Here is a 17,626-nt window from a genome sequence, read left to right on the forward strand (position 1 = left end):
CCGTCTTGCGCTGGACGCCTGCGTATCAGCTGTCCGCGTTGGTCGCCCAGCCCGCGCGATCGCCGCGGGTGAATACGCGGTCACCATCGAGTACGTCGCCGGCGGCGTACGCGGGCGATTGGCGCAGCTTCGTGTAGATCGGCGTGAAGTCCGGGCGGGTGGCGTCGAACAGCTGCTCGAAGTTCTCGATCACGAAATAAGTTTGCTGGTAGGTGTCGATGCGGTAGCGCGTGTTCATCACGCGCTCGATGTCGAAACCGATGCGGTTGGGCGAGGGCGAGTCCAGGCTGTAGACCGACTCGCCCTTGGAGCTGACGATGCCGGCGCCGTAGATGCGCATGCCGTCGGCGGTGCGAATCAGGCCGAACTCAACCGTGTACCAGTACAACCGGGTGAGGTTCATCAGCGCCTCGGGGCCGATCTTGAACGCCTTCATGCCGCCGCGGCCGTAGGCCTGCATGTAGTCGGCGAACACCGGGTTCAGCAGCAGCGGCACGTGGCCGAACAGGTCGTGGAACAGGTCCGGCTCGCTGAGATAATCGAGCTGGTCGGGTTTCCTGATCCACCAGCTGACCGGAAAGCGGCGGTTGGCCAGGTGATCGAAAAACACCTCGTCCGGCAGCAGGCCTTCCACCGCCACCACCTGCCAGCCGGTGGCCGCGCCCAGCACGGTGTTGAGCTCGGCGAACTTCGGGATGCCGCCGTCGCCCAGGCCGAAGCGCTCGACGCCGTCGAGGAATTCCTGGCAGGCGCGGCCGCGCAGCAAGTCGCGCTGGCGCTGGAACAACGTGTCCCATACCGCATGCTCGCTGCGGCTGTAGCTCGCCCACGGCTGCTCCACCACGCCGGTGGCGTAGACCGGCACGTAGCCACGGTCGGTCTGCTGATGTTCGATCTTGCGGGGTGTGTTCATGGCCATTCCTGCGTTGGCGGAGCCTCCCGACAGCTTATCGACGATCCTCAGCACGAAGATTGCTTTCTTGCAGATATAGACCCGTAACACGCCATATAATTGCGTTAGTTACCGAAAGCTTCGATGAAGGTTGTGTATGAACACGCTTGACCGCACGGACCTGCGCATGCTCGCCGTGCTGCAGGGCGAGGGCCGCATCACCAATGCCGAGCTGGCCGAACGCGTCAGCCTGTCGCCGTCGGCGTGCCTGCGCCGGCTGCAGCGGCTGGAGGCCGATCACGTCATCAGCGGGTACGCGGCGCAAGTCGACCCCCAAGCCGTGGGGCTGGGTTTGCAGGCCTTCGTGCGGGTGCAGTTGAGCAAACACGAGAGCACGGTGGTCGAAGGTTTCGTTGAGCGCGTCAACGCCTGGGATGAGGTGGTCGCCTGCCACGCGCTCACCGGCGCGATGGACTACCTGCTGCATGTATACGTGGCGGATCTGGCGGACTTCTCGCGCTTCCTGCTCGACCACCTGTTGAATGCGTCGGGCGTGGCCGACGTGAATTCCAGCTTCGTGCTGCGCACGGTGAAGCGTTCGCCCTCGCTGCCGCTGGCGCATCTGGGCGGGCAGTAGCACCCCTGTAGGAGCGGCTTCAGCCGCGATGCTCTTGTTTGTGGCCGCCTGGAACAAAAGGCGTCGCGGCTGAAGCCGCTCCTACAGAAAGGCAGGTTGACGCGGCGTTCCGCGCGGCGGCGAACTACCGTTAAACTGCTGCGCTCATGAGCGACGCATCCCCCTCCGAACCACACGATCCGTTACGCCCGCTGCGTTATCTGTGGCGGGTGCCGCTGGTGCTGGTGCACATCGTGCTCGGCATCCTGCTGTGCGGCCTGCTGCTCAGCTGGACCCAGCAGGCGGTGATGAAGAACGGCCGCGAGCCGTTTCCCCACCGCATGATCCGGGCCTGGTCGGTGGCGCTGCTGCGCATCTTCGGCATGCGCGCGCGGCGTTTCGGCACGGCGCAGCGCGATCCGGTGCTGTTCGTGGCCAACCACACCTCGTGGATCGACATCACCATGCTGCACAGCCAGCGCGCCGCGTGTTTCGTGGCCAAGGCGGAGATCGCCAGCTGGCCGCTGATCGGCTGGCTGGCCGCCAGCGGCGGCACGATTTTCCATCGCCGGGGCAACAACCACTCGTTGTCCACGGTGATGCAGGTGATGGTCGACCGCCTGCGCGCGGGGCGTTCGGTGGCGGTGTTTCCGGAAGGCGGCACCGGCTACCACGGTGTGCTGAAGGTGTTCCATGCGCGCATCTTCCAGGCCGCGCTCGACGCCGACGTGACCGTGCAGCCGGTGGCCCTGCGCTTCGCCCGCAACGGCCGGCGGCTGCTCGATGCGGGCTTCCGCGAGCATGAGAGCTTCTTCAACAACATCGTGCGCCTGCTCGGCGAGGCGCCGATGGATGCGGAGATCCACTTCCTTACGCCGGTGCCCGCCACCCCCGACGCCCGCCGCCGCATGGCCGAGCTGTCACGCGAACGCATCGCCGCCGCGCTGGAAGACCGCCAGGAATGAGCCTGCTGTACGGGAAGGATTTCCGCCCGCCCTGGCCGCTGCGCAGCGGCCACATCCAGACCATGCTTTCCTCCAGCGGTGTGCGTCGGCTGCTGCTGCCGGCAGCGGCCAAAACAGTGTCGCAGGGTGCCGAGCCGGTGGTGGTCGACGGCGGCAACGGCGTGCGCCTGTCCGGCGCGTATACCGCGCAAACCTCGCGCCCCGAGCCACGCGGCCTGGCGGTGCTGTTCCACGGCTGGGAAGGCAGCGTCGACTCGACCTATGTGCTGCAGACCGGCAGCCGCCTGCTGGCCGACGGCTGGGATATCTTCCGGCTCAATTTCCGCGACCACGGCGACAGCCACGGCCTCAACGAGGCGCTGTTCCATTCCTGCCAGCTGGACGAAGTGGTGCACGCGCTGGGCGACATCGCCCGCCGCTGGCCGGCGCGACCGCTGGTGCTGGCGGGGTTTTCGCTGGGTGGCAACTTCGCGCTGCGCGTGGCCATGCATACCTCGCTGGTGGGCATTCCGTTGAGCTACGTGCTGGCGGTGTGCCCGATCATCGACCCGGCGGTGGGATTGTTTTCGCTGGAAGAGTCGGCGCCCTGGTTCTACCAGGCCTACTTCATGCGCAAGTGGCGGCACTCGCTGCTGACCAAGCAGAAGGCGTTTCCCGAGCATCAGTACTTCGAGATGTCGGAGATGAAACAGCACCTGCGCGGGCTGACCGAGGCGCTGGTGTTGCGCCACACGGACTTCAAGTCGCTGCAGCAGTATCTGGATGGCTATTCGGTGGCCGGCGACATCATGCAGGCGATGCAGATTCCCGCCACCATCCTCACCGCGCGCGACGATCCGGTGATCCCGGTGCGCAGTTTCGAGCAGCTGGAACTGCCGCCCAACATCGAACTGGACATCGCACCATACGGCGGCCATTGCGGTTTCATCCGCGATTTCGGCATGACCAGTTTCACCGACGACTACATCGCGGGGCGGTTCAATGCGGTGGCGGATAGCCGGGAATAGGGAGTCGGGAATGGGGAATCGGAAATGCGCCGTTCCCCCTCACCGATCACCCTGAGCGTAGCTGCGCAGCAGCGGAGTCGAAGGGCGGTTTGCGGCGAGGCTTCGACTCCGCCGCTGCGCGGCTACGCTCAGCCCGAACGGGTCGGGATGGCAGGTTGATGATTCAAAAAGCGCGGCTTAAACCGCTTCCAGCGCCTGCGCCAGATCCTCGATCAGGTCATCGATGTGCTCGATGCCCACGGACAAGCGGATCATATCCTCACTGACGCCCGCCTTGGCCAGCTCCGCCGCATCCAGCTGGCGATGGGTGGTGGAGGCGGGGTGGGTGGCCAGCGATTTGGCGTCGCCGATGTTGACCAGCCGCGTGAACAGCTTCAGCGCATCGAGCGCTCGCGCACCGGCGGCGCGCGGATCGGCATTGTTGCCCTTGACCCCGAACGACAGGATGCCTGACGCCTTGCCGCCCATGTACTTCTGCGCCAGCGCATGGTCGGGGTGATCGGGCAGGCCGGCGTAGCGCACCCACGACACCTTCGGGTGCTTCTGCAGGTACTGGGCGATCGCCAGCGCGTTGTCGCAGGTGCGATCCATGCGCAGGCCCAGCGTGGCCACGCCCTGCAGGATCAGGAACGCGTTCATCGGCGAGATGGCGGCGCCGGTGTTGCGCAGCGGCACCACGCGGGCGCGGCCGATGTAGGCGGCCGGCCCCAGTGCCTCGGTGTAGACCACGCCGTGATACGACACGTCCGGCTCGTTGAGGCGGCGGAAGCGCTCCTTGTGCTCGGCCCACGGAAACTTGCCGCTGTCCACGATGGCGCCGCCGATGCTGTTGCCGTGGCCGGCGATGTACTTGGTCAGCGCGTGCACCACGATGTCGGCGCCGTGCTCGATCGGGCGGCACAGGTACGGGCTGGGCACGGTGTTGTCCACGATCAGCGGAATGCCGTGCGCATGCGCGACCTCGGCCAGCGCGGCGATGTCGGTGACGTTGCCCAGCGGGTTGCCGATCGATTCGCAGAAGATCGCCTTGGTGCGCGAGTCGATCAGCGCGGCGAAGCTCTCCGGCTTGCCCGCGTCGGCAAAGCGCACCTCCAGCCCCTGCTGCGGAAAGGTATGCGCGAACAGGTTGTAGCTGCCGCCATAGATGGTGGCGGTGGAGACGATGTTGTCGCCGGCCTCGGCGATGGTCTGGATCGCATAGCTCACTGCCGCCATGCCCGAGGCCAGCGCCAGCGCGGCAATGCCGCCCTCCAGCGCGGCCACGCGCTGCTCCAGCACATCCTGGGTGGGGTTCATGATGCGGGTGTAGATATTGCCCGGCACCTTCAGGTCGAACAGGTCGGCGCCGTGCTGCGCGTTGTCGAACGCGTAGGCCACGGTCTGGTAGATCGGCACGGCCGAGGAACGCGTGGTGGGGTCCGGGGAATACCCGGCGTGGACGGCGAGTGTCTCGATCTTCATGGCGGCGCTCCGTGGTCGATATCCGAGAGGTCATCATGCGCATCCGCGGGATGGGCGCATTCCTCCCTAGCCTACAGGCACGGCGACGCGTTTTGGCCGTCTGGATGGCTGCGCCACGATGCCTCAGCGCCGTGGCGGCGCCTGCCGCAACGGATCGAGCAGGCCGGACAGGCCGTTGTGATCGATTTCCAGCGCCAGCGCCAGCAGGCGCCCCAGTTGCCCGGGCGGGAAACCCTTACGCGCAAACCAGGCCAGGTACGCGCCCGGCAGGTCGGCGAGCAGGCGGCCCTGGTATTTGCCATACGGCATGTGCGTGGTCACCAGCCGCTGCAGGTCTTCGGCGTCCATGGTTCGTCGTCGTGATGGGCCAGGCGACATGGTAAAGGCTGCGGCCACCGGCGGTTGCGGTATAGGCTTGGGGGCAGGGAACAGGGAATGGAGAATGGGTAAAAGCCCGTGCTGGCCGCACGCTGGCTCTTCCGATTCCCTATTCCCGCAACCGCAGGAGACCCCCATGCAACTGCGCAGCGACAGTTTCGAAAACGGCCAGCCCATTCCGGCGGCATTCGCGTTCGGCAAGCGCGCCGATCCGATGGCATTGTCCGACAACCGCAACCCGCATCTGGCGTGGAAGGATGCGCCGGCCGGCACCCGCTCATTCGTGCTCACCGTGATCGACCCGGACGTGCCCAGCCGCGGCGACGACGTCAACCAGCCCGGTCGCAGCGTGCCGGCCGACCTGCGCCGGGTGGAGTTCGTGCACTGGCTGATGGCCGACATTCCGCCCGAATACACCGAGCTGGCGGCAGGTGCGTGCAGCGACGGCGTGGTGGCGCACGGCAAGCACGAACCGTTCGGGCCACCGCGCAGCGTGCAGGGCATGAACGACTTCACCGGCTTCTTCGCCGGCGACGCCGACATGGTGGGCGAGTACCTGGGCTACGACGGCCCCTGTCCGCCGTGGAACGACGAACTGGTGCATCACTACCACTTCCGCGTATCCGCACTGGACGTGGCCACGCTGGGACTGGCCCGCGGTTTCACGCTGACCCAGTTGCGCGAGGCGATGGATGGCCATGTGCTGGCCAGCGCGGAATGGGTGGGCACGTACAGCCTCAACCCAGCGCACCAGGATTGACGAGCCGGCGATTGCAGAGCGCCGGCTGAACGTCGCCGCCGCGTGCAGGCCGGCATCGCCAACCTTCACGCGCGCATGGCATCGGGCTGGGGATGATGCGGACATGCGGCATATGTCCGCAGCCCCCCACTCCACGAGGACATGTCCATGCTTCACTACGCGCTGGTTTTTCTGGTTATCGCCATCATTGCCGCCGTATTCGGTTTCGGCGGTATCGCGGGCACCGCCGCCGGTATCGCGAAAATTCTGTTTGTCATCTTCCTGATCCTGGCGATCATTGCGTTCTTCCGTCGCGCCAGGTAACGGGCGTAGCCCGTCCATCCACCCACGTATTTTCCGGAGCAAGCAATGAGCAACCAGGTACCCGACCATTCCGCACCGCTGAGCGGCAACCGGATCGACGAGAAGGCCGAGCGCGTGAAGCAGGCCACATCCAGTGCCGTCGCCAGCACCAAGGAGGCGGTGGATCGCGCCGCCGACCATGTCGAGGACAGCCTCCACCGCGCCACCGACAAGACGGCCGAAGCGGCCAATCGCGCCGCCGACACCGCCGCCGACGTGGCCGAGCGCGGCCGCGAAGTCTGTGACCGCACGATGGACACCGCGGACGCATGGCTGGAGCAGGCACGGCTCTATGTGCGCGAGAAACCGGTGCAATCGGTGGCCATGGCATTGGGGGCGGGCTGGCTGCTTGGCCGTATCCTGCGGCGCTGATCGGCGCCAGGGGATATTCCATGCAAGAACCAAGGAGCGACCGGGGCGATACTCCCGGTGAATCTGCAACGGCGCCGGAATCAACGGCGCCGTTGCCGTCTGGATTGCTCGCCGAAATCGCCCAGCTCGGGCGGGCGCTGGGCCATTTGTTCGGCGCGCAATGGGACCTGTTGGCAGCTGAGCTTGGCCTGGCCCGCAGCGCCGTCTCGTGGCTGTTGCTGGCCGGGCTGGTCGCCACCGCGGCCGGGGTGGCGTTGGCGCTGACCTTGATGGCCTTGCTGGGGTTGGCGCTGGCGCAGTGGTTCGGCTCGTGGCTGTGGGCGCTGACGACGCTTTGCGTGTTGCAGATCCTGCTGCTGGCTGGCGCGGTGTGGTTGTTCCGTCGCTGCATGCACTGGATGACCTTGCCCGCCACGCGCGACGAATGGGGTGCGATGATGCGCGATACCCTGCACGAGGCACGGCAGGGCGGCGCGGCCACTACCGCGCCGACGGGGGAGGCGTCATCGACAGCATCATCGGACACGCCGTTGCAGCCGCAGGACCGGGGGGATCGAACATGAGCATGGTGTCGAAACTGGCCAGGGTGAAACTGGCGAAGGCACGCGTGGGGCTGGCGCGCCACCGCGTCGGCTTGCCCGCGACCGCGCTGCTGGCGCGCGGCCGCGCCCATCCGCTGAGCACGGTAGGCATCTCGGCGGCGACCGGTTTCGCGCTGGGCCGGCTCAACGTGCATCCGCTGCGGTTGCCGGGTCTGGGTGCGCTGCTGGGCGGCGGGCTGTCCGAACTGGTGACGATCGGCTCGCGCATGATCGCCGAGCTGGGCGTGGCCGGCCTGGGTGCGGCCGCCGCCGCCGAGGCCGACCGCGTCGATGCCGAGCCGCACGCCGACCAGCCATGAGCGAGATCGACCCGCTGCCATCCGCTCCGGCCATGCTGCCGGAATCCGCCACCGAACCTGCCATCAGCATGGATGCCGAGCTGCCGCCCGAGCTGCCCTTGCGCCGGGCCGCGTCGGGCACGCGTTACGTGCGCGGCATGCGTCGCCACCTGCGCGCGCTGCGCGTGGTGATGAACGCGCTGTTGCTGCTGGCGTTGCTGTACACCATCACCATCACCCGCGCGCTGCTGATACCGCTGGTGCTGGCCGCCTTCATCGGCCTGGCGCTGAACCCCATCGTGGCGGCCGGCGCCCGCGTGCGCCTGCCGCGCTGGCTCACCGCCAGCGTGCTGGTGATCAGCCTGATGGTGGGCATCGGCACTGGCGTAGGGCAGTTGGCGCAGCCGGCGGTGGGCTGGTTCCAGGGTGCGCCCGCGGCCATCCGTCATTTCGTACCCAAGCTCAAGGGCCTCACCCAGCCACTGGAGGCCGCCAACCGCGCCACCCAGACCCTCGTGGCCGGGCACCCCGTGCGCAGTTCGTCGAGCCAGCCATCACCGGTATCGTTCAGCACCTGGGACGTGGTTTCCACCGCGCCCAAAGTGCTGGCCGCCGTGCTGAGCGTGGTGTTGCTGGTGTTCTTTTTCCTGATCTACGGCGACTCCATGCTGCGAAGACTGGTGGAGATCACCCCCGGCTTCACCTACAAGCGCCACGCCGTGACCATCGTGCGCAGCATCCAGACCGAGATATCGCGCTACCTGCTCACCGCGCTGTCGATCAACGCGGGGTTGGGCGCGGTCACCGCCTGCATGCTGTGGCTGTATGGCGTGCCCGACCCGCTGCTGTGGGGCGCGGTGGCGATGTTCGCCAATTTCATCCCGTACGTGGGCGCCATCGTCACCACCATCGTGCTGTCCATCGTGTGCATGCTGTATGCGAACGACGCCAGCTTCGACGTGTTCCTGCCGGTGCTGACCTTCGCCGGCATCACCGCGATCGAAGGCAACCTGATCACCCCGTTCATCCAGGGCCGCAGCATGCGCCTGAGCCCCATCGCGATCCTGCTGTGGCTGCTGATCTGGGGTTGGCTATGGGGCATACCCGGCGCCCTGCTGGCGGTGCCGATACTCACCTGCACCAAGCTCATCACGGAGCGCGTGCACGGCTGGGAGTGGTTCGCGCATATCGTGCAGCGTTAGCCCGACGAACAACTGCCCTGCAGGAGCGACTTCAGTCGCGACGCTCTTGCTCTGATGCCCGGACCACAGCGCTTCAAAGCAAGCGCTTCCGCCCGCCTTCGAAGAGTGGGCCCCCTTTCTCCGCCGCCACCAAGCCATCCTTGCACCTGCCCATTTCGGGCATTATCATGCCCAATATGGGCAACAAGGCAATCAGCAAAATAAGTGAAGCGGCGGCGCTCTACGCCAGCACCAACTTGTCCGATGCCCTGTTCACCACCACCCAGCAGCGTGTCCTCGGCTGCCTGTTCGGCCAGCCGGACCGCAGCTTCACCGTCAGCGAACTGATCCAGACCACCGGCGCCGGCAGCGGCGCGGTGCAACGGGAGATTGCGCGACTGGCCGGCAGTGGCTTGCTGACCGTGGAACCTGTCGGCAACCAGAAGCGCTATCGCGCTGATCCCGCCTCACCGATCCACACCGAACTCGTGTCGATCGTGCGCAAAACCTTCGGCCTGGCCGCTCCGTTGCGCGAAACGCTGGTGCCCCTGGCTGAGCATATCCTTGCCGCCTTCGTATACGGCTCGGTGGCCAAAGGCACCGATACCGCTGGCAGCGATGTCGACCTGATGCTGGTGTCGGATGCGTTGACTTATGCGGACGTCATGGCCGCCCTGCATCCGCTGATCGAAGGGCTGGGCCGTGAGATCCATCCCACGCTTTACACTCGCGCCGAGTTGCGCAAGCGCATCGCCGCGGGCAACAGCTTCGTGACGCGTGTGCTGGCACAGCCGCGGCTCTGGGTGATCGGGGACGAGCATGACCTCGCCGCTTGAGAACCTCGCCGGCACCGGCAAATCGCTGGCGGCCGAGCCCACGGATGCGGCAGAGTTCGAGGGCTTGCTCCGATCTGGCCGGACACGACTGGCCGACGCACGCAATGCATCGCTCGCGCTGGAAAGCCGCTTCGATCTGGCCTACAACGCCGCGCACGCATTGTGTCTGGCCGCGCTGCGCCGCCACGGCTACCGCGCCCGTCATCGCTACATCGTGTTCCAGGTACTCCCGCATACACTCGGGCTGGGGCCGGAGGTGTGGCGCGTGCTGGACAAATGCCATCACATGCGCAACGTCGCCGAATATGAGGGGGCTCTCGATGTGGACCCACGCATCGTGACCGATCTGGTCGCGGCGTGCGAAAGGGTTGCGGATAAACTCGCCGGGCTCGTGCGGCAAGATCACTCGTAGGTGATCTGCTTGGTCAGCGACGCACACTGTAGGGGCGACTTCCGTCGCGATGCTCTCGCGTGTTCTTGCCAAGTTTTCAGAGCGAGAGCCTACGGTTCCCCATAGCTACGCAGGCCATCGGCCCGCGACGTCCTTCCGACATAGCCCAGTTCCCGACGGGCAGCGGTGTCATCGATGGTGAACGCGCGTCCGATCATGCGGATCATCGAACGCGAAATCGGCGGATCGCCATCCTTCCGCGCCACGGCCCAGATGGCATCAAGCAGCCGGCCCAAGGTTGAAGCGAGCCAGTAGGGCATGGAACGCAGCTTGTCGATCGACAACCCCTGCAAACTTGCAAGGGATGCGACGAACGCGCGGAAGGTTTGCCCCTCCTGATCCTTGATGAAGAAGGCACGTCCACCTTCACCACGTTCCAGCGCGCACCGTATCGCTTCGACCACGTTGTCCACGTGGCAGGTCGAGAACGCATAGTCGCCGCGACCGATGAAGGCGAATCGCCCTGAGCCGATGGCGTCGGGTAGCGCGCTGCTGAACGGATCGCCCGGCCCCCAGATCGCCGGTGGGCGTAACGCGATGGTGCGAAACCCGGGTTGGTTGGCGGCCAGAACCAACCGCTCGGCCCGTGCCTTGCTCGCCAGGTAGGCGGAGAAGTGGTTCGGAAAAGTCGGCGCGCTTTCATCGGCGTTGCGGATGGGCGTGCCGCCGTCATCCATGATGATCCCTGCCGCGCTGATGTAGACGAAGGTCTTCGCACCTGCGAACCGGGCAGCCTTCAGCAACGCTGCGGTGCCATCGGTGTTGGTGCGGAAGAAAGGCTTGCGGGGGCCGGAAAAGCGGAACATGGCCGCCGCATGCACAACCGCATCGATTGCAGGCAGCACCGGCGGCGCGCCGCTTTCCAGATCCGCGTCAACCGACGTCGACCCCATCGCCTGCAGCCCGGCGTGCGATGACGTGGAGCGGGTGAGGGCGAAAACCTGGTGGCCGTCGTCCACGAGCCGGGGGATCAGGCGACCACCGAGCAGGCCGGTGCCGCCCGTGACGAGAATCCTCATCGTGATCGGCCTTTCGTTGCGGGTTTCAGGATGGACCGCAGGGCGTCCTCACGGATTTGCTCAAGGACGACGGCAGTGGGTGGCGCGCCCTTCCGCAGCCGGGCGGTGACGTGAAGCAGGGATGCCGCGTTCGCCGAGGCCCACATGAGATCGGCCGCCGCCGCGACCGTCGGACGGAGCCGCCCCTTGGCGGCAATGGCGCCGATGCGTGCGATCAGCAGCGCAAAAGCCTGCTCGGCGGCAGGGATGTCAGCGCCGTCGAGAACGCGGCTCATCATCGCCGCGTAGAGCCGGGGCCGCGCCGCGGCGAAGCGCACGTAATCGTTCCAGCCCTCGCGCAGCACCAGCACCGGATCGGCTGATTGAACGACGGACTTTTTGCTTTCGAGGAACTGCCCGAAGGCTTCCGCCATGGCCGCGCTCAACAGCCCATCGGCGCTGCCGTAATGATGGTAAAGCGTCGGTGCCGTCACGTTGGCGATCGCACAAACCTTGCGCGTCGAGAACTGTGCCTCGCCGTCTTCCTCCAGCACCTTCAGGGCGGCGTTGAGCAGGATGTCGCGTGTATCCATGGGGCCAATATAGCGTCGCTATATTGGTATGTCTATAGCGACGCTATATCGATTGCTGTAATGCTGGCGGTCGACGTGGGGCAGGGGTTGTTGTGACGCCGCGAATCGCAGCCTGACTACCAGGCGATGCGCTGCCCATCCCGGTAGAACCCGCCGGTGAGGGATTCGGTGAGGCAGGCGGCCCAGACGATGCCGGCGGCGCCGTCGCTGACGGGGCGGCCGCCGGGGCCGCCCATGTCGGTGGCGACCCAGCCGGGGCAGACGGCGTTGACCAGGATGCCGCTGCCTTCCAGTTCACTGGCGAGGGTGCGGGTGTAGCTGTTCAGGGCGGCCTTGGAGACGCGGTACGCCGGGCAGTTGGCGCCGCTGGTGGTGGTGGCGCCGTAGCCGCTGGAGACGTTGACGATGCGGCCGTAGCCGTGGCGGCGCATCAGCGGCGACAGCGCGCTGCACACGCGCCAGGTGCCGAACAGGTGGGTGTCCATCGCCTTGCGCGCGGGAGCGATGTCGACTTCCACCGGATTGGTGCGCGGGTGGTAGTAGCCACCGGCATTGTTGACCAGCACGTCGAGCCGGCCGTAGGTGATGGTGATCCAGCGCGCCAGCGTATCGACCTGGTCCTGCCGGGTGATGTCGAGTTGCACCGCGATCATTTCGCCGGGCAGGTGGGCCAGCTGCCGCGCGGCATGCAGGCCCTTGTCCATGTCGCGGGCACCCAGCAGCACGGTCATGCCGCGCTCGCCGAGCTGGCGCGCTACCTCGAAGCCCAGCCCGCGGTTGGCGCCGGTGACCAGCGCCACGCGATGGATCGGCGTGGCCGCCGACGCGCCTGCCGCTGCCGGCAGGCGCCTTGCCGGTGCGCTCATGGCGCGGCGTCGACCTTGGCCACGGCGCTGCAGTGTTCATCACCGCAGGCCTGCCAGCCGCCGCCGAGCGATTTGTACAGGGCGACGGCGCGCGTGTTGATCGCCGCCTCGGCCTGCGCCAGATCGTCCTCGGCGGCCAGTTGGGTGCGCTCGGCGTCGAGCAGTTCGAGGAAGCCGGTGGCGCCTTCCTGATAGCGGATGCGAGCGAGGTCGGCCGCACGCTTGCTCTGCGTGGCCTGTTCGATCAGGTGATCGACGCGCACGCGCTGCTGGTTGAAGCCGGTGACCGCGTTGTCGATGTCCTCGATCGCCTCCAGCACGGTGCGCTGGTAATTCGCCTGCGCCGCATCGGCACGCGCCTCGCTGACGTGCAGGTTCGCACGCACGCGCTGCACGTTGAGGCCGGCCCAGCTGATGCTGGGCGCCAGCGACCACGCCCGCGTCGACGGGCTGCCAAAGTCATTGCTGCGCCCGGACAGGAAGCCCAGGAAACCGCCCAGCGAGATATGCGGGAAGAAGTCCGCCTTGGCCACGCCGATGCGTGCGTTGGCGGCGGCGTACTCGCGTTCGGCCATCTGGACGTCCGGACGGCGCGACAGCACGTCGCCGGCGTCGCCGATCGGCAAGGTGGTGGCGATCGGGGTGAAACTCTTCGGCGACACGTCGATGTCGAGCTCTCCCGGCCGCTCGCCCAGCAGCACGGCGAGGCGGTACTCGCTGGCGCTGGCCTGGGTTTGCAGCAGCGGCAGTTGCGCCTGCACTGCACTGAGGCGGGCCTTCGCGCTGGCCACGTCCTGCTCGGCGCCGGTGCCGACCTGCTGGCGTACCTCGGTCAGGTGCACGGTCTGGCGCTGGTTTTCGATGTCGCGTTTGGCGATGTCGAGCCGCAACTGGGTGCCGCGCAATTCGAAATAATTGCGCGCCACCTCGGCCAGCAGGCTGACCTGCACGTCGTGCAATGCCGCCTCGCTGGCGCCCAGATCGGCGCCGGCCGCTTCCACCGAACGACGCACGCCGCCGAACACGTCCAGCTCCCACGAAGCATCGAAGCCGGCCTGGTAGGTGGTCGTGGTGAGCCGCTGGTCGCTGAAGCCTGGTTGCTGGCCGCGGCTGCGGGTGTAATCCACACCGGTGTTGATGGTGGGCAGGCGATCGGACTTGGCACCGCTGAGCAACGCGCGCGATTCATGCAGACGCGCCACGGCGATACGCAGGTCGAGGTTGTTCGCCGCGGCGCGCTGGATCAACGCATCCAGCGTCGGATCGTTGAACTGCTTCCACCACGCGGCCTGGAACTGCGCGTTGCTTTCCTGCGCGGCGTCGAGGCCCTGCAGCTGCGGTGCGGCGATTTTCTCGGCGTGATAGTCGGGGCCGATGCTGGCGCAACCGGCGAGGGCAATCGCGGCAGCTAGCAAAGCACTGCGCACCACCGTCATTCCTGCGAAAGCAGGAATCCAGTGCCTTCGAGGTTTCGTGAAAGTCGCTGGATCCCAGCTTTCGCTGGGATGACGGGTTGGGGGATTCGGAGCGGTGTTGTGCATGAAGGTTTTCATCAATGGTTCTCCATCCCGGCAGCGTGGGCGCGCGACTCGCGGCGCCCCGCCAGGGCGTGAATGACGTTGTAGACCAGGGGTGTGTAGATCAGCCCCGCCAGGGTCACGCCGAGCATGTCCGAGGCCACGGCGACACCGACGCCGGCGATCCTGCGTACGGTTTTCATCAGTGGTTCTCCAGCGCCGGCAGCGCATCGGCGGCGGCGCGCTCGGCCGCGCGGGCCTCGCGACGCTCGACCAGGGCGCGGATGACGACATAGAACAGCGGGGTGTAGATCAGCCCGAAGATGGTCACGCCCAGCATGCCGGCGAACACCGCCACGCCCATCGCATGGCGCATTTCGGCACCGGCGCCGCTGGAAGTGACCAGCGGCACCACGCCCATGATGAACGCGATCGAGGTCATCAGGATCGGGCGCAGGCGCAACCTGGCGGCTTCCAGCACGGCCTCATGACGCGGCACGCCTTCCAGCTGCAATTCGCGGGCGAACTCCACGATCAGGATCGCGTTCTTGCACGCCAGGCCCACCAGCACGATCAAGCCGATCTGGGTGAAGATGTTGTTGTCGCCACCGCTGAGCCACACGCCGGCGATCGCGGACAGCAGCACCATCGGCACGATCAGGATCACCGCCAGCGGCAGTGACCAGCTTTCGTACAGCGACGACAGCACCAGGAACACCAGCAGCACACACAACGGGAACACCAGGATCGCGGTGTTGCCGGCCAGGATCTGCTGGTAGGTCAGCTCGGTCCACTCGAAGCTGATGCCGTTGGGCAGGTTGTCCTTCGCCAGCTTTTCCATCGCCGCCTGCGCCTGGCCGGAGCTGAAGCCCGGCGCCGGGCCACCGTTGATTTCGGCGGTCGGGTAACCGTTGTAATGCTGCACGCGATCCGGGCCCGCGCCTTGCGACACAGTGACGAACGAACCCAGCGGCACCATCTGGCCCTGCGCGTTGCGCGTCTTCAGCTGCAGGATGTCCTGCGGCGTGTGGCGGAACGCGGGGTCGGCCGAGACATTGACCTGGTAGGTGCGGCCGAAACGGTTGAAGTCGTTGACGTAGAGCGAGCCCATGTAGGCCTGCATGGTCTGGTACACGTCGCCCAGGTTCACGCCTTCGGCCTTGGCCTTCTCGCGGTTCACGTCAGCGTCCACCTGCGGCACGCTGACCTGGAAGCTGGAGAACAGCCCGGCCAGCGCCGGATCCTTCCGACTGGCGGCGATCAGGTTCTGCGTCTGCTTGTACAGCTCGTCGAAGCCGCGGTCACTGCGATCCTCGATCTGCATGCGGAAGCCGCCGATCGTGCCCAACCCCATCACCGGCGGCGGCGGGAACACGGCGATGTAGGCGTCCTGGATGGCGCCGAACTTCTGGTTCAGCGCACCGGCGATCGCACCGGCGGACAGGTCCGCGGTCTCGCGTTCCTCGAACGGCTTCAGCGTGACGAACACGATGCCGGAGTTGGTCGAGTTGGTGAAACCGTTGATCGACAGGCCGGGAAAGGCCACCGCATGTTCCACGCCCGGCTGCTTCAGCGCGATCGCGCTCATGCGCCGGATCACGTCTTCCGAACGATCCAGCGAAGCGGCGTCGGGCAGTTGCGCGAACGCCACCAGGTACTGCTTGTCCTGGCCCGGCACGAAACCGGTCGGCACGTGCGAGAAGCCGAACCAGGTCAGGGCGATCAGGCCGGCATAGATCACCAGCGCCAGCTTGCCCTTGCCGACGACGCGCTTGACGCCACCCACGTAGCGCTCCGAACCGCGCTGGAACATGCGGTTGAAGGGACGGAACAGCCAGCCGAACGCACGGTCGATGCCGCGGGTGAGGCGGTCCTTCGGCGCGTTGTGCGGCTTCAGCAGCACGGCAGCCAGCGCCGGGCTCAGGGTCAGCGAGTTGAACGCGGAGATCACCGTGGAGATCGCGATGGTCAGCGCGAACTGGCGGTAGAACTGGCCGGTGAGGCCGCTGACGAACGCGGTCGGGATGAACACCGCACACAGCACCAGCGCGGTGGCCACGATCGGGCCGGTGACTTCGCGCATCGCCTTGCGCGTCGCCTCCTTCGGCGACTCGCCCAGCTCGATATGCCGCTCGACGTTCTCCACCACCACGATCGCGTCATCGACCACGATGCCGATCGCCAGCACCAGTCCGAACAGGCTCAGGGCGTTCAGCGAGAAGCCGGCCAGGTACATGATCGCGAACGTGCCGATCAGCGACACCGGCACCGCCACCAGCGGAATGATCGAGGCGCGCCAGGTCTGCAGGAACAGGATCACCACCAGCACCACCAGCAGGATCGCCTCCAGCAGAGTGTGCGCCACCGCCTCGATCGAGCCGCGCACGAACACGGTCGGGTCATAGACGATCGAGTAGTCGACCCCTTGCGGGAAATCCTTCTTCAGCTCCGCCATGGTGGCGCGCACTTCGTCGGAGATCTGGATCGCGTTGGAGCCGGGCCGGGCAAAGATCGGCATGGCCACCGCGGGCGTATTGTCGAGCAGGCTGCGCAATGCGTAGCTGTTCGAGCCCAGGTCGATCTTGGCCACGTCGCTGAGGTGGGTGACGCCGCCGTTGGCCGCGGTGCGCACGATGATGTTGCGGAAGTCATCTTCGCTGACCAGTCGGCCACGCGTGTTGATGTTGAGCTGGAACGCGGAGTTGCCGGGTCCGGGCGGCGCATTCAGCGCGCCGGCGGCGACCTGCACGTTCTGCTCGCGGATGGCGTTGATCACGTCACCGGTGGTGAGCGAACGCTGCGCCAGCTTCTGCGGGTCCAGCCACACGCGCATCGAGTACTCGCCGGCACCGAAGATCTGCACGTCGCCGATGCCATTGAGCCGGCCCAGCACGTCTTTCACGTGCAGCCGCGCGTAGTTCGACAGGTACAGCATGTCGTAGCGCTGGTCGGGCGAGATCAGGTGCACGACCATGGTCAGGTCGGGCGAGCTCTTCTGCGTGGTCACGCCGAGCCGTTGCACTTCCTCGGGCAATTTCGGCAGCGCCTGCGCCACGCGGTTCTGCACGTCGACCTGGGCGTTGTTGAGATCGGTGCCCAGCGCGAACGTCACGGTGAGCGTGAGCGCGCCGTCACTGGTGGCCTGCGACGAGGTGTACAGCATGCCTTCGGCGCCGTTGATCTGTTCCTCCAGCGGCGTGGCGACGGTCTGCGCGATCACCTTCGGGTTGGCGCCGGGATAGCTGGCGTGCACCACCACGGTCGGCGGCACCACTTCGGGATATTCGCTGATCGGCAGCTGGAACACCGCGATGGAGCCGGTGATCACGAACAACAACGACAGCACCGCGGCCATGATGGGCCGGTCGACGAAGAATTGGGCGATGTTTTTCATGCAAAAAATCCTCGCGAGGCTTCTGCGAAGCCTCGGTTCTCTTGGCCCGTCATCCCGGCTTTCGCCGGGATGACGGCTAGGTAGCTGTTTGCCTATGTGGCGTGACCACGCCAGAGG

The 17,626-nt window shown here is 66.5% G+C and carries 20 protein-coding genes; 11 read left to right on the forward strand and 9 right to left on the reverse strand.

The window, feature by feature from the left end; translation table 11 throughout:
- Positions 1 to 25: 25 nt before the first annotated feature.
- On the reverse strand, positions 26 to 919 hold the full coding sequence (gene phhA, locus ASD68_RS12210) for a phenylalanine 4-monooxygenase (RefSeq protein WP_200945382.1): 894 nt from the start codon (positions 917 to 919) through the stop codon (positions 26 to 28).
- 130 nt (positions 920 to 1,049) lie between these two features.
- Here phhA and ASD68_RS12215 point away from each other — a divergent pair, with 130 nt between their 5' ends.
- The 3 genes from ASD68_RS12215 (at position 1,050) to ASD68_RS12225 (ending at position 3,480) form a co-directional block, all read left to right on the forward strand.
- Entirely contained in the window at positions 1,050 to 1,529 is a 480-nt protein-coding gene (locus ASD68_RS12215) for an Lrp/AsnC family transcriptional regulator (protein ID WP_056083552.1), read from the forward strand.
- A gap of 146 nt (positions 1,530 to 1,675) precedes the next feature.
- On the forward strand, positions 1,676 to 2,473 hold the full coding sequence (locus ASD68_RS12220; RefSeq protein WP_056607117.1) for a lysophospholipid acyltransferase family protein: 798 nt from the start codon (positions 1,676 to 1,678) through the stop codon (positions 2,471 to 2,473).
- On the forward strand, positions 2,470 to 3,480 hold the full coding sequence (locus ASD68_RS12225) for an alpha/beta fold hydrolase (RefSeq protein WP_056607119.1): 1,011 nt from the start codon (positions 2,470 to 2,472) through the stop codon (positions 3,478 to 3,480). The genes ASD68_RS12220 and ASD68_RS12225 overlap by 4 nt, the downstream gene beginning before the upstream one ends.
- A gap of 177 nt (positions 3,481 to 3,657) precedes the next feature.
- Here the strand turns inward: ASD68_RS12225 and ASD68_RS12230 are convergent, their stop codons facing one another.
- Together ASD68_RS12230 and ASD68_RS12235 are read right to left on the reverse strand one after the other, a co-directional pair.
- On the reverse strand, positions 3,658 to 4,941 hold the full coding sequence (locus tag ASD68_RS12230) for an aminotransferase class I/II-fold pyridoxal phosphate-dependent enzyme (RefSeq protein WP_056607122.1): 1,284 nt from the start codon (positions 4,939 to 4,941) through the stop codon (positions 3,658 to 3,660).
- Positions 4,942 to 5,064: 123 nt separating this feature from the next.
- Entirely contained in the window at positions 5,065 to 5,289 is a 225-nt protein-coding gene (locus ASD68_RS12235) for a DUF3820 family protein (protein ID WP_056607125.1), read from the reverse strand.
- Positions 5,290 to 5,455: 166 nt separating this feature from the next.
- Between ASD68_RS12235 and ASD68_RS12240 the strand changes: the two genes are divergently transcribed.
- The 8 genes from ASD68_RS12240 to ASD68_RS12270 all read left to right on the forward strand — a co-directional run bounded on the left by ASD68_RS12240 (position 5,456) and on the right by ASD68_RS12270 (position 10,102).
- Positions 5,456 to 6,079, forward strand: a complete 624-nt coding sequence (locus tag ASD68_RS12240) for a YbhB/YbcL family Raf kinase inhibitor-like protein (protein ID WP_056607128.1) — start codon at positions 5,456 to 5,458, stop codon at positions 6,077 to 6,079.
- Positions 6,080 to 6,226: 147 nt separating this feature from the next.
- Positions 6,227 to 6,382: a DUF1328 domain-containing protein gene (locus ASD68_RS16650; protein WP_007082429.1), complete on the forward strand. Its 156-nt coding sequence runs from the start codon at positions 6,227 to 6,229 to the stop codon at positions 6,380 to 6,382.
- 45 nt (positions 6,383 to 6,427) lie between these two features.
- Positions 6,428 to 6,793: a hypothetical protein gene (locus ASD68_RS12245; protein ID WP_056083568.1), complete on the forward strand. Its 366-nt coding sequence runs from the start codon at positions 6,428 to 6,430 to the stop codon at positions 6,791 to 6,793.
- A gap of 20 nt (positions 6,794 to 6,813) precedes the next feature.
- Positions 6,814 to 7,356, forward strand: a complete 543-nt coding sequence (locus tag ASD68_RS12250) for an ABC transporter ATP-binding protein (RefSeq protein WP_235578728.1) — start codon at positions 6,814 to 6,816, stop codon at positions 7,354 to 7,356.
- Positions 7,353 to 7,694 carry a hypothetical protein gene (locus ASD68_RS12255; RefSeq protein WP_056083572.1) on the forward strand — a complete coding sequence of 114 codons (342 nt, stop codon included), beginning with the start codon at positions 7,353 to 7,355 and terminating at the stop codon, positions 7,692 to 7,694. Before ASD68_RS12250 ends, ASD68_RS12255 begins: the two co-directional genes overlap by 4 nt.
- Positions 7,691 to 8,875, forward strand: coding sequence for an AI-2E family transporter (locus ASD68_RS12260; protein ID WP_056607135.1), 1,185 nt, complete (start codon positions 7,691 to 7,693; stop codon positions 8,873 to 8,875). The genes ASD68_RS12255 and ASD68_RS12260 overlap by 4 nt, the downstream gene beginning before the upstream one ends.
- A gap of 167 nt (positions 8,876 to 9,042) precedes the next feature.
- Complete coding sequence (locus ASD68_RS12265) at positions 9,043 to 9,690, forward strand: nucleotidyltransferase domain-containing protein (RefSeq protein WP_235578729.1); 648 nt, start codon at positions 9,043 to 9,045, stop codon at positions 9,688 to 9,690.
- Positions 9,674 to 10,102: a hypothetical protein gene (locus ASD68_RS12270; RefSeq protein WP_056607143.1), complete on the forward strand. Its 429-nt coding sequence runs from the start codon at positions 9,674 to 9,676 to the stop codon at positions 10,100 to 10,102. The genes ASD68_RS12265 and ASD68_RS12270 overlap by 17 nt, the downstream gene beginning before the upstream one ends.
- Before the next feature lie 89 nt (positions 10,103 to 10,191).
- Here ASD68_RS12270 and ASD68_RS12275 read toward each other — a convergent pair whose 3' ends face one another.
- The 6 genes from ASD68_RS12275 to ASD68_RS12295 all read right to left on the reverse strand — a co-directional run bounded on the left by ASD68_RS12275 (position 10,192) and on the right by ASD68_RS12295 (position 17,509).
- Positions 10,192 to 11,160: an NAD-dependent epimerase/dehydratase family protein gene (locus tag ASD68_RS12275; protein WP_056607145.1), complete on the reverse strand. Its 969-nt coding sequence runs from the start codon at positions 11,158 to 11,160 to the stop codon at positions 10,192 to 10,194.
- Positions 11,157 to 11,732 (reverse strand): TetR/AcrR family transcriptional regulator, encoded by a 576-nt coding sequence (locus tag ASD68_RS12280; RefSeq protein WP_056607148.1) that lies wholly within the window; start codon positions 11,730 to 11,732, stop codon positions 11,157 to 11,159. Before ASD68_RS12280 ends, ASD68_RS12275 begins: the two co-directional genes overlap by 4 nt.
- A 116-nt stretch (positions 11,733 to 11,848) precedes the next feature.
- Positions 11,849 to 12,598 (reverse strand): SDR family NAD(P)-dependent oxidoreductase, encoded by a 750-nt coding sequence (locus tag ASD68_RS12285; RefSeq protein WP_056607152.1) that lies wholly within the window; start codon positions 12,596 to 12,598, stop codon positions 11,849 to 11,851.
- Positions 12,595 to 14,034, reverse strand: coding sequence for a TolC family protein (locus tag ASD68_RS12290; RefSeq protein WP_056607155.1), 1,440 nt, complete (start codon positions 14,032 to 14,034; stop codon positions 12,595 to 12,597). The genes ASD68_RS12285 and ASD68_RS12290 overlap by 4 nt, the downstream gene beginning before the upstream one ends.
- A gap of 116 nt (positions 14,035 to 14,150) precedes the next feature.
- Complete coding sequence (locus ASD68_RS16885) at positions 14,151 to 14,318, reverse strand: hypothetical protein (RefSeq protein WP_156458390.1); 168 nt, start codon at positions 14,316 to 14,318, stop codon at positions 14,151 to 14,153.
- Positions 14,318 to 17,509: an efflux RND transporter permease subunit gene (locus ASD68_RS12295; RefSeq protein WP_056083588.1), complete on the reverse strand. Its 3,192-nt coding sequence runs from the start codon at positions 17,507 to 17,509 to the stop codon at positions 14,318 to 14,320. The genes ASD68_RS16885 and ASD68_RS12295 overlap by 1 nt, the downstream gene beginning before the upstream one ends.
- Between the last annotated feature and the right edge of the window lie 117 nt (positions 17,510 to 17,626).

The sequence above is a fragment of the Rhodanobacter sp. Root627 genome (assembly GCF_001427835.1).
Taxonomy (GTDB): domain Bacteria; phylum Pseudomonadota; class Gammaproteobacteria; order Xanthomonadales; family Rhodanobacteraceae; genus Rhodanobacter; species Rhodanobacter ginsenosidimutans.

Bases quoted from the DNA above. Each gene is read 5' to 3' on its own strand.
- ASD68_RS16885 (WP_156458390.1), bottom strand. From the start codon at position 14,318: ATGAAAACCGTACGCAGGATCGCCGGCGTCGGTGTCGCCGTGGCCTCG.
- ASD68_RS12275 (WP_056607145.1), bottom strand. From the start codon at position 11,160: ATGAGGATTCTCGTCACGGGCGGCACCGGCCTGCTCGGTGGTCGCCTG.
- ASD68_RS12230 (WP_056607122.1), bottom strand. From the start codon at position 4,941: ATGAAGATCGAGACACTCGCCGTCCACGCCGGGTATTCCCCGGACCCC.
- phhA (WP_200945382.1), bottom strand. From the start codon at position 919: ATGGCCATGAACACACCCCGCAAGATCGAACATCAGCAGACCGACCGT.
- ASD68_RS12270 (WP_056607143.1), top strand. From the start codon at position 9,674: ATGACCTCGCCGCTTGAGAACCTCGCCGGCACCGGCAAATCGCTGGCG.
- ASD68_RS16650 (WP_007082429.1), top strand. From the start codon at position 6,227: ATGCTTCACTACGCGCTGGTTTTTCTGGTTATCGCCATCATTGCCGCC.
- ASD68_RS12295 (WP_056083588.1), bottom strand. From the start codon at position 17,509: ATGAAAAACATCGCCCAATTCTTCGTCGACCGGCCCATCATGGCCGCG.
- ASD68_RS12280 (WP_056607148.1), bottom strand. From the start codon at position 11,732: ATGGATACACGCGACATCCTGCTCAACGCCGCCCTGAAGGTGCTGGAG.
- ASD68_RS12235 (WP_056607125.1), bottom strand. From the start codon at position 5,289: ATGGACGCCGAAGACCTGCAGCGGCTGGTGACCACGCACATGCCGTAT.
- ASD68_RS12255 (WP_056083572.1), top strand. From the start codon at position 7,353: ATGAGCATGGTGTCGAAACTGGCCAGGGTGAAACTGGCGAAGGCACGC.
- ASD68_RS12215 (WP_056083552.1), top strand. From the start codon at position 1,050: ATGAACACGCTTGACCGCACGGACCTGCGCATGCTCGCCGTGCTGCAG.
- ASD68_RS12245 (WP_056083568.1), top strand. From the start codon at position 6,428: ATGAGCAACCAGGTACCCGACCATTCCGCACCGCTGAGCGGCAACCGG.
- ASD68_RS12285 (WP_056607152.1), bottom strand. From the start codon at position 12,598: ATGAGCGCACCGGCAAGGCGCCTGCCGGCAGCGGCAGGCGCGTCGGCG.
- ASD68_RS12225 (WP_056607119.1), top strand. From the start codon at position 2,470: ATGAGCCTGCTGTACGGGAAGGATTTCCGCCCGCCCTGGCCGCTGCGC.
- ASD68_RS12240 (WP_056607128.1), top strand. From the start codon at position 5,456: ATGCAACTGCGCAGCGACAGTTTCGAAAACGGCCAGCCCATTCCGGCG.
- ASD68_RS12260 (WP_056607135.1), top strand. From the start codon at position 7,691: ATGAGCGAGATCGACCCGCTGCCATCCGCTCCGGCCATGCTGCCGGAA.
- ASD68_RS12290 (WP_056607155.1), bottom strand. From the start codon at position 14,034: ATGACGGTGGTGCGCAGTGCTTTGCTAGCTGCCGCGATTGCCCTCGCC.
- ASD68_RS12250 (WP_235578728.1), top strand. From the start codon at position 6,814: ATGCAAGAACCAAGGAGCGACCGGGGCGATACTCCCGGTGAATCTGCA.
- ASD68_RS12220 (WP_056607117.1), top strand. From the start codon at position 1,676: ATGAGCGACGCATCCCCCTCCGAACCACACGATCCGTTACGCCCGCTG.
- ASD68_RS12265 (WP_235578729.1), top strand. From the start codon at position 9,043: ATGCCCAATATGGGCAACAAGGCAATCAGCAAAATAAGTGAAGCGGCG.